General features: G+C 56.7%; 15 protein-coding genes. 12 read left to right on the forward strand and 3 right to left on the reverse strand.

Going from position 1 to position 11,251, the window contains the following annotated elements; genetic code table 11:
• Positions 1–6 precede the first annotated feature (6 nt).
• Positions 7–1,080: an ABC transporter ATP-binding protein gene (locus tag QTO30_RS12755; protein WP_340424477.1), complete on the reverse strand. Its 1,074-nt coding sequence runs from the start codon at positions 1,078–1,080 to the stop codon at positions 7–9.
• A 150-nt stretch (positions 1,081–1,230) separates the two neighbouring features.
• On the opposite strand from QTO30_RS12755, the gene QTO30_RS12760 reads away from it, so the two are divergent.
• The 8 genes from QTO30_RS12760 (at position 1,231) to QTO30_RS12795 (ending at position 5,961) form a co-directional block, all read left to right on the forward strand.
• Positions 1,231–1,887, forward strand: coding sequence for a GntR family transcriptional regulator (locus tag QTO30_RS12760; protein WP_340424478.1), 657 nt, complete (start codon positions 1,231–1,233; stop codon positions 1,885–1,887).
• Between the two features lie 94 nt (positions 1,888–1,981).
• On the forward strand, positions 1,982–2,452 hold the full coding sequence (locus QTO30_RS12765) for an MBL fold metallo-hydrolase (RefSeq protein WP_340424479.1): 471 nt from the start codon (positions 1,982–1,984) through the stop codon (positions 2,450–2,452).
• Positions 2,424–2,645, forward strand: a complete 222-nt coding sequence (locus QTO30_RS12770; RefSeq protein ID WP_340424480.1) for a hypothetical protein — start codon at positions 2,424–2,426, stop codon at positions 2,643–2,645. Before QTO30_RS12765 ends, QTO30_RS12770 begins: the two co-directional genes overlap by 29 nt.
• Positions 2,642–2,917, forward strand: coding sequence for a hypothetical protein (locus tag QTO30_RS12775; protein WP_340424481.1), 276 nt, complete (start codon positions 2,642–2,644; stop codon positions 2,915–2,917). The genes QTO30_RS12770 and QTO30_RS12775 overlap by 4 nt, the downstream gene beginning before the upstream one ends.
• A 3-nt stretch (positions 2,918–2,920) precedes the next feature.
• Positions 2,921–3,730, forward strand: coding sequence for a TIGR01459 family HAD-type hydrolase (locus QTO30_RS12780; RefSeq protein ID WP_340424482.1), 810 nt, complete (start codon positions 2,921–2,923; stop codon positions 3,728–3,730).
• A gap of 4 nt (positions 3,731–3,734) precedes the next feature.
• Entirely contained in the window at positions 3,735–4,556 is an 822-nt protein-coding gene (locus QTO30_RS12785; RefSeq protein WP_340424483.1) for a class II aldolase/adducin family protein, read from the forward strand.
• Complete coding sequence (locus QTO30_RS12790; RefSeq protein ID WP_340424484.1) at positions 4,553–4,687, forward strand: hypothetical protein; 135 nt, start codon at positions 4,553–4,555, stop codon at positions 4,685–4,687. Before QTO30_RS12785 ends, QTO30_RS12790 begins: the two co-directional genes overlap by 4 nt.
• Positions 4,684–5,961, forward strand: coding sequence for an FGGY-family carbohydrate kinase (locus QTO30_RS12795; RefSeq protein WP_340424485.1), 1,278 nt, complete (start codon positions 4,684–4,686; stop codon positions 5,959–5,961). The genes QTO30_RS12790 and QTO30_RS12795 overlap by 4 nt, the downstream gene beginning before the upstream one ends.
• A gap of 91 nt (positions 5,962–6,052) precedes the next feature.
• Here the strand turns inward: QTO30_RS12795 and QTO30_RS12800 are convergent, their stop codons facing one another.
• Positions 6,053–6,262 (reverse strand): YgaP family membrane protein, encoded by a 210-nt coding sequence (locus QTO30_RS12800; protein ID WP_340424486.1) that lies wholly within the window; start codon positions 6,260–6,262, stop codon positions 6,053–6,055.
• Between the two features lie 164 nt (positions 6,263–6,426).
• Between QTO30_RS12800 and QTO30_RS12805 the strand changes: the two genes are divergently transcribed.
• From QTO30_RS12805 to QTO30_RS12820, 4 genes are read left to right on the forward strand one after another with little or no spacing between them, the layout of a single operon-like run.
• Complete coding sequence (locus tag QTO30_RS12805; RefSeq protein WP_340425931.1) at positions 6,427–7,134, forward strand: ABC transporter ATP-binding protein; 708 nt, start codon at positions 6,427–6,429, stop codon at positions 7,132–7,134.
• Positions 7,134–8,777 (forward strand): ABC transporter permease, encoded by a 1,644-nt coding sequence (locus QTO30_RS12810; protein WP_340424487.1) that lies wholly within the window; start codon positions 7,134–7,136, stop codon positions 8,775–8,777. Before QTO30_RS12805 ends, QTO30_RS12810 begins: the two co-directional genes overlap by 1 nt.
• Positions 8,771–9,496: an ABC transporter permease gene (locus QTO30_RS12815; protein WP_340424488.1), complete on the forward strand. Its 726-nt coding sequence runs from the start codon at positions 8,771–8,773 to the stop codon at positions 9,494–9,496. The genes QTO30_RS12810 and QTO30_RS12815 overlap by 7 nt, the downstream gene beginning before the upstream one ends.
• A gap of 3 nt (positions 9,497–9,499) precedes the next feature.
• Positions 9,500–10,711, forward strand: coding sequence for an efflux RND transporter periplasmic adaptor subunit (locus QTO30_RS12820; protein WP_340424489.1), 1,212 nt, complete (start codon positions 9,500–9,502; stop codon positions 10,709–10,711).
• 47 nt (positions 10,712–10,758) lie between these two features.
• On the opposite strand, the gene QTO30_RS12825 is transcribed toward QTO30_RS12820, so the two are convergent.
• Positions 10,759–11,193 carry a universal stress protein gene (locus QTO30_RS12825; protein WP_340424490.1) on the reverse strand — a complete coding sequence of 145 codons (435 nt, stop codon included), beginning with the start codon at positions 11,191–11,193 and terminating at the stop codon, positions 10,759–10,761.
• Positions 11,194–11,251: the final 58 nt, after the last annotated feature.

The following is an 11,251-nucleotide window of genomic DNA, read 5'->3' on the forward strand; positions in this document are numbered from 1 at the left end:
CGGGCCTCAAAGGGCCGCTTCGGTTTTGGGATCAAAAAGATGGACTTCATCCCCTTGCACCGTGAATTCACGTTCTTCGCCTGCCCGAATGGGCGCGACGGTGTTGATTTCGATAGACACGCGCTGACCACCCAGTTCTGAGATCAGAACCGATTGCGCGCCGATGTATTCCGACAAGATCACCGGCATTTTCAGGCCACCCGGACCTTCGGCAAAGCTGGACGGGCGAATGCCCAGATGAATGTTTCGGTCGCGGTGGGCCTGCAACGCGCCCTTACGCGCTTCCGGCAGTGGGATTGAGAATCCTTCGCCCTTGGCAAAGAGCGTCCCACCTTCATCGGCCAATTCCGCATTCAGGAAATTCATCGTTGGCGACCCGATAAACCCCGCCACAAACTTGTTCGCCGGGCTGCGGTACAGCTCTTCCGGCGTGCCAGCTTGCATGATCTCACCAAACTTCATCACGACGATCTTGTCTCCCAAGGTCATCGCCTCAACCTGATCATGGGTCACATAGATCATGTTCTTCTTGATCCGCTGGGACATCAGCGCCAGTTCGGCGCGCATCTGCCCGCGCAGCTTGGCATCCAGGTTCGACAGCGGCTCATCAAACAAGAACGTGCCCGCATCACGTACCAGCGCGCGGCCCATCGCGACGCGCTGCCGTTGACCGCCAGACAATTCTGCCGGTTTGCGGTTCAGATAGGCAGTCAGATCAAGCGTTTCCGCCACTTCTTTCACGCGCTTATCAATGTCTGTCTTGTTCATGCGCGCCAGACGCAGCGCAAATGACATGTTCTTGGCCACGTCCATATGCGGGTAAAGCGCGTAATCCTGAAACACCATCGCCAGATCGCGTTCCTTTGGCTCAAGCTGCGATACATCGCGATCACCGATCATGATTTCCCCACCGGTGACACTTTCCAGCCCTGCGATCATACGCAGGGTCGTGGATTTGCCACAGCCGGACGGGCCAACCAGAACAGTGAATTCACCATCCGCCATCTCAAGGTTCAGGTCCTCGATCACCGTCAACGCGCCGTAGTCCTTGCGCAGATGTTGCAGTCTTATCTCTGGCATTAACGGACTTCTCCCCCTCGTTGCCCAGAGGGAAACATGAGTTTGTATACAAAATCAACACAAAATATCCAAAAATCGTGGTTTTAGTAGTTTTCAGGCAAAGAACATGCTATTGCAAAGCAGGCTCGCAAATAAATTGAAGGGCAAGTCATGGATCGAAACGGCACATCACTCCGCGAATCGACCTTCCATCGTATCGAAAGCGCTTTGCTCGATGATATCGCCTGCGGGCAGCTGCAACCCGGCGAACGACTGGATGAAACCAAACTGGCCACAAGGTTCAATGTATCCCGCACACCCGTGCGCGAAGCACTCAGCCGCCTGACCGCGCAAGGCGTGCTGGTCAGCGGTGAGAAACGTGGTGTGCGCGTAGCCCAGTATTCGCGCGAAGAACTTGCTCAAATGTTCGAAGCTATGCAAGAAATAGAAAGCATTTGCGCAAGATTAGCCAATCAGCGCCTAACTTTATTGGCCCGGGCCGAGATTGAGGCCGCGCAAGAAGATTGCAAAGCGGCCGCTAAGGCAAACGACCGCTTGGCTTATATCCGAGCGAACGAAGCGCTGCATCTGTCCATCTACCGTGCCACAGAAAACCGCTATATCTTCGATCTCGCCTCGGACTTCCGGCGCAAGACTGGACCGTTCCGGGCGAAGAAACTAGAAACACAGGCTGACTTGAATGCATCCGTGCAAAACCACGAAGATCTGCTGGCCAAGATTTTCTCCGACGACTCACAGGTCGCTGTTGATGGTATGCGCAAACATATGACAGAGAGCTTTATGCGTGTTTTGGCCGCGAATAACTGAAGTCGATCGAGAGATTTTCGAAAAAATCACGCTGCACTGTAGACAGTTTTAGATTTTTGTATACAAAAGTGAGGACTCGTAACTGGAGGACCTCATGGGCGTTGCTGAAACCAAAATCTACCCAATCAACACCGGTTGGCTCGAAGCCGACCTGGGCACATATATTTTCTGGAAAGGTCCGGCAGGAAAGAAGATTTGGAACCCGGTCTATTGCCACTACGTTGACACTGGCACCCATAAGATTCTGATCGATACCGGCCTGTGCGATGAAGAGCGCGCCACCAAGTACCACCATAAATGTGACAAACGCGGCTGCTTGCAAGTGCACGAACATCTTGAGCAAAAGCTGGGTGTGCACCCAGATGAGATTGACGCGATTGTCTTCACCCATCTGCACTGGGACCACGTGCAGAACATGAAAGAGTTCAAAAACGCCCGCTACATTGCGCCCAAGGCCGAAATCGAAATGGCCTACAACCCCCTGCCGCTTTACTACCGCACCTATGAAAGCGGTTATCTGGGGATTGAACCGGCCTATGCCAAGCTGCGTATTCGAAGCGGTTGAAGATGAATGCGAGGTGCTGCCCGGTATCACGATGTTCCACACACCGGGTCATTCTGTTGGGCATATGGCGGTAACAGTGGCGACCAGCATGGGTGATATTGTCGTCGCAGGCGACGCGATCTTTCAGGAACGCAACATGGAACCCAACCCCGATGAAGGCTGGCGCTATTGGGTGCCTAAGCGCGGTTTGTGAACTCCTATGAGGGCTGGAAATCCGTGGAAGAATTGGACAAACGCGCTGACTATATCCTTGCCTGTCACGACAAGGTCGCAAACGCGCGTTCTGACGTGTTCCCTTACGAAGGCATGCCGCTGCGCAAACGGCGTCAGGTGATCCCCGGCTATCAGTTCTACTTCGGCGACATGCCCGCAGACATGACAAACAAAGCCGCGCCCGCACTAAGTAAGGAAGAGGCCGAAGCCTACATCGCCGGGCTTGTCCCGCCAATGCCGGACCCCAAATAGGCGATGCAACCGATCGACAGCATACTGGCGATCGCAGATCAGTATGACGCCATTGTCTTTGATCAATGGGGGGTGCTGCATAACGGCACCTCGCCCTACCCCGATGCGGTCAACACGATTGATGCGCTGAAGGGCAAGGCGCTGGCCGTGCTGTCAAACTCTGGCAAGCGCGCCGACATCAACGCCGAGCGCATCACCGGCATGGGGTTTGCGCCTGATGCATTTGACACTGTCATGACATCAGGCGAAGCGCTGCATATTGAGTTCAAAGGCGGTCGCCTGCGCAATATCAAAACGCTGCTGCCGATTACAGCAGCCGCGGGCGATGCCGCCAATTGGGCAGGGTCACTGGATGTGACGTTCGCCGATACGATTGATCAGGCCGACGCTGTCCTGTTGATGGGCCTGCCGGATGCAACCGATCACCCAAAACAGCAAGCCGTGCTTGATCGGGCCCGCGGCCTCGACTTGCCGCTAATCTGCTCCAACCCCGACCGCGCGTCGCCCCGCGCGCAGGGCAAAACGGTGCAATCCCCCGGGGCATTGGCCCATGACTATGCGGATGCCGGTGGGCGCGTTATGTTCTACGGTAAGCCGCATAAGGCAATCTTTGATGTGCTCTCTGATACGCTTCGCTTCGCGGACCCCACGCGCGTTTTGATGGTGGGCGACAGCCCCGAACATGACATCGCCGGGGCGCAAACAGTGGGCTGGGACAGCCTTTTTGTGGCCGGTGGGCTGCATGCCGACGCAACGACAGATATCTTCGCTGGCCACCCGCCCGCCACTTATACAATTCCAACACTCAGGTGACGCAATGACTGAACCTTCCGCAGAATTCTGCACCTTTTCTGCCCGTTTGGGCCAAGACCCGCTCCGCGTCCAAGGCCCTGGCGGCAACACCTCGATCAAACTGGGCGACATCATGTGGATCAAAGCATCAGGCACGGAATTGGCAGACGCAGACACGAAACCTATTTTCGTCGCTGTAGACCGGGCAGCGGCAAAGGCCGAGGCCGCAGGCGAAGGCGATGGCAGCTGCAAGAACACGGTGATTGATCCGGCCAACACGCTGCGCCCTTCGATCGAGACGACATTCCATGCGGCATTGGATTGGCCCGTTGTGGCCCACACCCACTCTATCGCAACGCTCGTCCACGCGATCAGTCCGGAAGGTCGCGAGGTCGCAGCTGACAAGCTGGTCGGTCTGCCCGTCGTCTTTGTCCCCTATGCCAAACCGGGCCTGCCACTGACCCGCGAAATCCTGGCACGGGTGACGGCTGAGACCCAGATCGTCGTCCTTGAAAACCATGGGCTGATCTGTTGTGGCAACACCGTGGACGAGGCCAATCAGATCATGCAGCAGGTCGAAGACCGCCTGAAAATGCCCGTGCTGCGTGACACAGCCGCCAGAGCTGCCAGTGCCATGGACGGTTTCGAAGCCGTCACCGAAAGCTGGATGGCACATGATGCGCAAATCTGCGCACTGGCCCTTGGCGGATCGTATTACCCCGACCACGTGGTCTTCCTTGGTCCGGCCCTGCCAACAGCAGATCATAACGAGCACCCCCGGTTATCCTCAAACCCGGACAAGGCGTCTACCTGCGCAACGGCGCCACATCATCGCAACGCGCCATGACCAAATGCTTATCTGATTGCATGTCGCGCCTGCCAGAGGACTGGACAGCAGAACCCATTGGGGCAGAAGCCGAAGCATCACTTTTGAACTGGGACGCCGAAAAATACCGTCAGGCATTGGCGGCAAGATGACAGACGATCTGTCAATGGGCATTGATCTGGGCACCTCTGGCGTGCGCACGGCCGTCATTGACGCAAGTGGCACAGTGCTGAGTTCGGTCAAAACCAAACATCTGCCGCAGGCGCCCGCTGCCATTGATGCCAGCAAGTGGTGGATGACCGTCCAGAACTGCATCATTGAACAAGCAAAAGCGCTGAAAGCCGCAGGACACAACATAGCAAACGTCGGCCGTATCGGCGTTGACGGCACATCTGGCACAATGGTCCTGACGGATGCCGCACTCAACCCGGTGACCCCAGCGCTGATGTACAACTCAGCCGGTTTCACCGCCGAGGCGGCAGAGATCGCAAAACACGCCCCTGCCACCCACATCACAAAGGGCAGCAATTCCGCGCTAGGACGGGCGCTGCGCTTGCAGACAAACGACCCGGAAAACCGCGCCGCCCATCTGCTGCATCAGGCTGACTTCGTAGCAGCTCGTCTGCGCGGCACAGGTGGCGTCAGCGACGAAAACAACACGCTTAAGCTCGGCTATGACCCTGACACAGGTACGTGGCCAGACTGGTTCGCCAAAGCAGGTTTGCGCACCCATCTACTACCATCTGTGGTACAGGCAGGCGCGGCGCTTGGCCCTGTCGCACCCGATGTGGCGGCTATGCTTGGCTTGTCCGCGCAAGCTGTCATTCATGCAGGCACCACCGACAGCATTGCGGCGTTTTTGGCCACAGCGCCGTTGGAAGCAGGTAACGCCGTGACCTCACTCGGGACGACGCTGGCGGTCAAGATCCTGTCAACGAGACGGATTGATGAACCGCAAATGGGGCTCTACTCACATAAACTGGGCAAAGTCTGGCTGGTTGGTGGGGCGTCGAACACCGGCGGAGGGGTTTTGGCGGACCTCTTCGATCCGGACGAGCTGACCAAACTTTCGGAACAGATTGACCCGACTACTGCCAGCCCGTTCGACTACTATCCCCTCTTGCAGAAAGGTGAGCGGTTCCCGATCAACGATCCCGACCTAGCGCCGCGCCTGTCACCGCGCCCAGCCAATGACGTCGTTTTCCTGCATGGCATTCTGGAAAGCGTCGCGCGGATTGAACGGCAGGCCTATGACGCGATTGCAGCGCGCGGCGGCCCTAAACCGAAGCGTCTTTTTACAGCGGGCGGTGGGTCGCAAAACACGGTCTGGACAGCAATTCGCGCGCGGGTTCTGGGGATAACACCCGCGCCATCCGCCCAAACTGAGGCATGTGTCGGCATCGCCAAACTGATTAACGCTTACTAGCGCTTTCGGGTTACGTCGCCCGGCCACCACATCGCAAACCGTATGTGGCAAACAATACGATCTGCATCGCTCCGTTTGGACTGATCCTGACTTACGATTTCGTCTCGATTCCAAGCACCCGGTAGAGGGGACAGATGCCAAACACGGCCGTCAGACCCAGAATGGCACCCACGCCGACCATGACGTAAACTGCGATTGAATTTGCTCCCAAACCCATGAAATTGACTAGTGGTGCCACGATCAAGAAAGCACCGACGACCAAACGGATCACGCGGTCGATCATTCCTACATTCGAAGACATGTTTCGTTCCTTTCGTGTATGGGGCGAGCCAAAACTGACCAGCTTCTGTATTGCGAATTCTAGGGATTTATCGGACTGGATGATTGATTTTGGTCAATGTCCCTACCGTGCAACTTGCCAATATCGGCACATCATCCGTCCGCACCCAAAAGGGGTTCAAATCTGTGCCAGAGGTTGTTTTTCGCACGCAGGGCGTCACAAAGGTCTATCAGACCGGTGACGTAAAAGTCTTCGCCCTCGCCGGTGTCGATCTGGACCTTTACGCCGGTGAAATGGCAGTCTTGCTGGGACCATCCGGCAGCGGCAAGTCTACCCTGCTCAACATCCTTGGCGGGTTGGATCACGCGACAACTGGCAGGGTCTGGTTTCGCGACAAAGAACTGACAAATATGCCAGATCGCGGCCTGACACGATACCGGCGTGATCACGTCGGTTTCGTCTTCCAGTTTTACAATCTGGTCCCCAGCCTGACCGCACGCGAAAATGTGCAATTGGTGACCGATGTCTCACCCAATCCCATGCCCGCAGAAGAGGCGCTGGCTCAGGTCGATCTGGCCGACCGGTTGGACCATTTCCCATCCGAGATGTCGGGAGGTGAACAGCAACGCGTCGCCATCGCACGCGCGATCGCGAAACGGCCCGAAATACTGCTGTGTGACGAACCGACCGGCGCACTGGACAGTACAACCGGCATTCAGGTGCTTGAGGTGCTGCAAGACATCAACGAACGCTTTGGCACGACCACCGTCATCATCACCCATAATGCCGAAATCCAGCGCATGGCGCATCGCGTCATCCAGTTTCAGGATGGCAAGATCAGCAGCGTATCCACCAATGACGAACGGCTTGCCCCGGCCGAGATTGTCTGGTGATGCAGGCGCTGGATCGCAAACTACTGCGCGACTTTGGGCGGCTTTGGAAGCAAGCCCTTGCCATCGCGATGGTTCTCGCCTGTGGCGTAGCGATCCTGCTGATGGCGCTGGGCACGTATAAGTCACTTAGCGACACGCGCGAGACTTATTATGAACGCAACCAATTTGCCGACGTCTTCAGCGCGGTCAAACGCGCGCCGGAACGGTTGACCGCTGAATTGGCGGCGATTGACGGCGTTTGGGCGGTTGAAACCCGCACCTCTGGCAGCGCGATATTAGACGTACCCGGTAGCAATGTCAGCGTCACCGGGCGCATTCTGTCTCTGCCGATTGATGGCATGCCGCGACTGAATGTGCCCATTGTGATCAACGGACGCGCGCCTGACCCAGCCGCGACGGATGAGGTGATGGTGAACGCCAATTTCGCCATCGCCAATGATTTGCAAATCGGGGACCACTTCTTCGCCAATCTCAACGGTCAGAAACGGCAATTGACCATCAGCGGCACCGCCCAATCGCCCGAATTCATCTATACCATTGGTCCCGGTGCGCTGATGCCGGACAATGCAACCTTTGGGATTTTGTGGATGTCGAAGGTGGCTGTCGATGCCGCTTTTAATATGACAGGCGCGTTCAATGACGTCACCCTGAAACTGACCCCACGCGCACAAGAGGCAAATGTGATCGACGCTGTCGATCGCTTGCTTGATCCATATGGGTCATTGGGGGCGTATGGCCGCGATCTTCAGCCATCCGATGCCTTTATCGAATCCGAGATAAAGCAGCAGCGCAACATGGCGACCGTATTACCCCCGATCTTTTTCGGGATATCCGCGTTTCTGGTCAGTATGGTCATGGGGCGGATCATCGCATTGGAGCGCAGCCAAATCGGGTTGCTCAAGGCAGTGGGTTACTCTGACCTCGAGATTTGCCTGCACTACTTGATGCTGGCAGCGTTGATTGCTGTCGTCGGCATCGGGATCGGCTGGTTCGTCGGAACATGGCTGGCGCAATACATGGCCGCCGAATATGCCCAGTTCTTCGATTTTCCGTTCCTGATTTTCAATACATCGCCTTGGGTCTACGCTGTCTCTGCCATTGCCGCACTGCTGACCACAATGCTGGGAGCCACGCAAACCGCCGTCAAAGCTGCACGTCTTGCGCCCGCCATCGCGATGCAACCACCAGCACCGCCACAGTTCAAACATTCGCTGATAGATCGCACAATGGCGGCGATGCGGCTCAGCCAACCAACGATCATGATCCTGCGCGCCCTGATCCGCTGGCCAATCCGCAGCGGGCTGACGGTGTTGGGGATCGCGCTGGCGGTTTCAACCATCGTGTCGCCATCGTTCTTTCAACCCTCCCTGAACAAAATCATCGACAGCGCTTTCTATGAAACCAACCGGCAGGACGGCATGTTGGTGCTGTCGCATGACATGCCGCAGATCGTGATGGAAACAGCCGCGGATCTACCAGCCGTGTTGCAAACCGAGGGGCAGCAATTCCATGCCGTCATCTTGCGCAACGGCCTTCATGAAAAGCGTACCTCAATTCAGGCGAGCCAGCCTGCAACCGACCTGAGCCGTGTCCTCGATAGCGATAGCGCTCAGGTCATTGTACCGCCGGGGGTGTTGTGCTGACCGACAGGCTAGCCGCGCACCTTGATGTGCGGGTTGGCGATACGCTTGATGCCAAATTCCTTGGCGGCAGGCAGGAAACCCACTCGCTGATTGTGACCAACATCATCGCGCAGTACTTTGGGATCGGCGCCTATATGGACCTCGACTATGTGAACGGTCTGTTGCGCCAATCGCCGCGCATTTCAGTTATCAATGTCTCGCTTGAGGATACGCAAGTGCTGGAGCTGCATGCCCGCCTCAAAGACATCCCAAACCTTGCCAGTATTGTGATGATGACCGACACGCGCCGATCGTTTTCCGAAACAATTGAGGAAAGCATAGGCATGATCAACGCGATCTATATCATCATCGCCCTGCTGATCACTATTGGTGTCACCTATAATGGCGCACGCATTCAGTTATCCGAACGGTCGCGCGAGTTGGCTAGCCTGCGCATCCTTGGTTTTACCCGGTCTGAGGTATCCTACATCCTGATTGGCGAAACCATGTTGCTGGCCGTGCTGGCTCAGCCACTGGGCTGGTGGATCGGCACGTTGATCGCAGCCAGCATGTTCAACAGTTTCTCCAGCGATCTTTACAACCTGCCGCTTGTCATGGAGCCCGCCGTCTATGCCAAAGCCAGCTTTTTCGTGCTTTTGGCCAGTTTTGGTTCTGTCATGTTGGTACGAAGGCGTCTGGACAAGCAAAACCTCGTTTCTGTCATGAAAGTAAGGGAGTAACCGATGACTTGGAAACCTCGGACCATCGGACTGGTCGGCGTGGGTGCCGCCATCATGCTTGGGCTGGGATATGTGTCCCTTCAGGATGACCCAATACCCGTTGACCTGCATGTGCTGACGCGCGGCCCGCTGGACGTGACCATCAATGCCGATGGAGTCACGCGGATCAAGGATATCTATGATGTCGCCAGCCCTATTATCGGCACCGCACTACGCTCACCCGTTGATGTGGGCGATCCGGTGGTTGCGGGCGAAACCTTGGTCGCCGTTGTTCGCCCGGTCGCCCCCAGCTTGCTGGATAGCCGCAGCATGCTGCAGGCTCAGGCAACCGTACGAGAGGCCGAAGCTGCATTGAACGTTGCCGAAACCGATCTCGCGCGCGCATCTGAGGAACGATCTGTTGCGCGGTCACAATACGACAGAACACAAACGCTGGTGGAACGCGATGTGGCCTCGCTGACCCAGCTTGAAGACGCACTCCAAACCCTCACTGTTGCCCAAACCGCCGTCGAGGCCGCCGAGGCCCGGATCAATATGGCGCAAAGCACCCTCGCCCGGGCTGAGACGATGTTACAGGCGCCACAATCCGGGGCGGAGGCGGCCGCGAGTTGTTGCCTCGAAATCGTCGCCCCCGCGAATGGCGTTGTCCTAAGTGTGGAAAACATCAGCGAACACCCTGTCCTGACTGGTGCACCGCTTTTGCGCATCGGCGACCCATCCCAGCTAGAGATCGTGGCCGATCTGCTGTCCAGCGACGCCGTGCGCTTGCAACCGGGTGTCGACGCGGTCGTGGAACGCTGGGGCGGGCCAGACGCGCTCTCGGCCAACTTAAACCGCATCTCGCCAGCTGCAGAAACCAAAGTGTCGGCCTTGGGGATTGATGAACAACGGCTGGATGCCTTTTTTGACATTACAACGCCCGCATCAGAGCGGGATGGTTTGGGCGATGGCTTCGCCGTCTTTCTGCGCATCACAGAATGGCAAACAGAGGATGCGCTGCAAGTTCCTCTTAGCGCTTTGTTCAAAAGCAATGGCGATTGGGCCGTCTTTACCGCATCGGACGGTATTGTGACGGCGCAGACCATTCGCATTGGGCGTCAAAACACCCAATTCGCCGAAGTCCTCGAAGGGCTAGAACCTGGCGCGCGGGTTGTGACCCACCCCAATGATCAACTAACCTCTGGTGCCGAGATCATTGCACGAGGCAGTTCATAAAAGAGGAACCGTCTGAACACCGGCAAATGCCGTGACCTTGTTATACTTTACTTCACCGTCAGGCACGCGCATGGCGCGTCCTGTGCGATCTTTTGCGAGGTGCTGCCTAGCAGGAGACTGGCAATGTTTCCAACCCCCCGCCGCCCCGAAACAACCAGATCAGAATTGGTGCTTTCGACAGCGTGTAAAATCTCTGCCGATGGAATGCCGGGGCGTATGATCTGGCTTGATGGGGCGATCCCGTGTGCTCTTGCGCGCGCGACCGCATCGGCCATAACCGTTTGACCTACATGCATGATCTGTTCCATATCGACCGGTACGTCAATTGCACCGATGCCAATCGCGATTGCAGATGGTGGGATTTCAGGAACATGGATAATGTGCAACTGCGCTGTGTATCGCTGTGCCAGATCACATGCGGCGGTCAGCGCGCGCCAGCTATGATCCGACCCGTCGACACCAATGGTGATATTGTGAAACATCGCAAGTACCCCTCAATAGTGGATACCTAAAACAACTAAGGCACCCAAAATCTGGATG

This window comes from Yoonia sp. GPGPB17 (assembly GCF_037892195.1).
Lineage (GTDB): Bacteria > Pseudomonadota > Alphaproteobacteria > Rhodobacterales > Rhodobacteraceae > Yoonia.

Bases quoted from the DNA above. Each gene is read 5' to 3' on its own strand.
- QTO30_RS12780 (WP_340424482.1), top strand. From the start codon at position 2,921: ATGCAACCGATCGACAGCATACTGGCGATCGCAGATCAGTATGACGCC.
- QTO30_RS12770 (WP_340424480.1), top strand. From the start codon at position 2,424: ATGCCAAGCTGCGTATTCGAAGCGGTTGAAGATGAATGCGAGGTGCTG.
- QTO30_RS12755 (WP_340424477.1), bottom strand. From the start codon at position 1,080: ATGCCAGAGATAAGACTGCAACATCTGCGCAAGGACTACGGCGCGTTG.
- QTO30_RS12785 (WP_340424483.1), top strand. From the start codon at position 3,735: ATGACTGAACCTTCCGCAGAATTCTGCACCTTTTCTGCCCGTTTGGGC.
- QTO30_RS12760 (WP_340424478.1), top strand. From the start codon at position 1,231: ATGGATCGAAACGGCACATCACTCCGCGAATCGACCTTCCATCGTATC.
- QTO30_RS12820 (WP_340424489.1), top strand. From the start codon at position 9,500: ATGACTTGGAAACCTCGGACCATCGGACTGGTCGGCGTGGGTGCCGCC.
- QTO30_RS12810 (WP_340424487.1), top strand. From the start codon at position 7,134: ATGCAGGCGCTGGATCGCAAACTACTGCGCGACTTTGGGCGGCTTTGG.
- QTO30_RS12790 (WP_340424484.1), top strand. From the start codon at position 4,553: ATGACCAAATGCTTATCTGATTGCATGTCGCGCCTGCCAGAGGACTGG.
- QTO30_RS12795 (WP_340424485.1), top strand. From the start codon at position 4,684: ATGACAGACGATCTGTCAATGGGCATTGATCTGGGCACCTCTGGCGTG.
- QTO30_RS12765 (WP_340424479.1), top strand. From the start codon at position 1,982: ATGGGCGTTGCTGAAACCAAAATCTACCCAATCAACACCGGTTGGCTC.
- QTO30_RS12800 (WP_340424486.1), bottom strand. From the start codon at position 6,262: ATGTCTTCGAATGTAGGAATGATCGACCGCGTGATCCGTTTGGTCGTC.
- QTO30_RS12825 (WP_340424490.1), bottom strand. From the start codon at position 11,193: ATGTTTCACAATATCACCATTGGTGTCGACGGGTCGGATCATAGCTGG.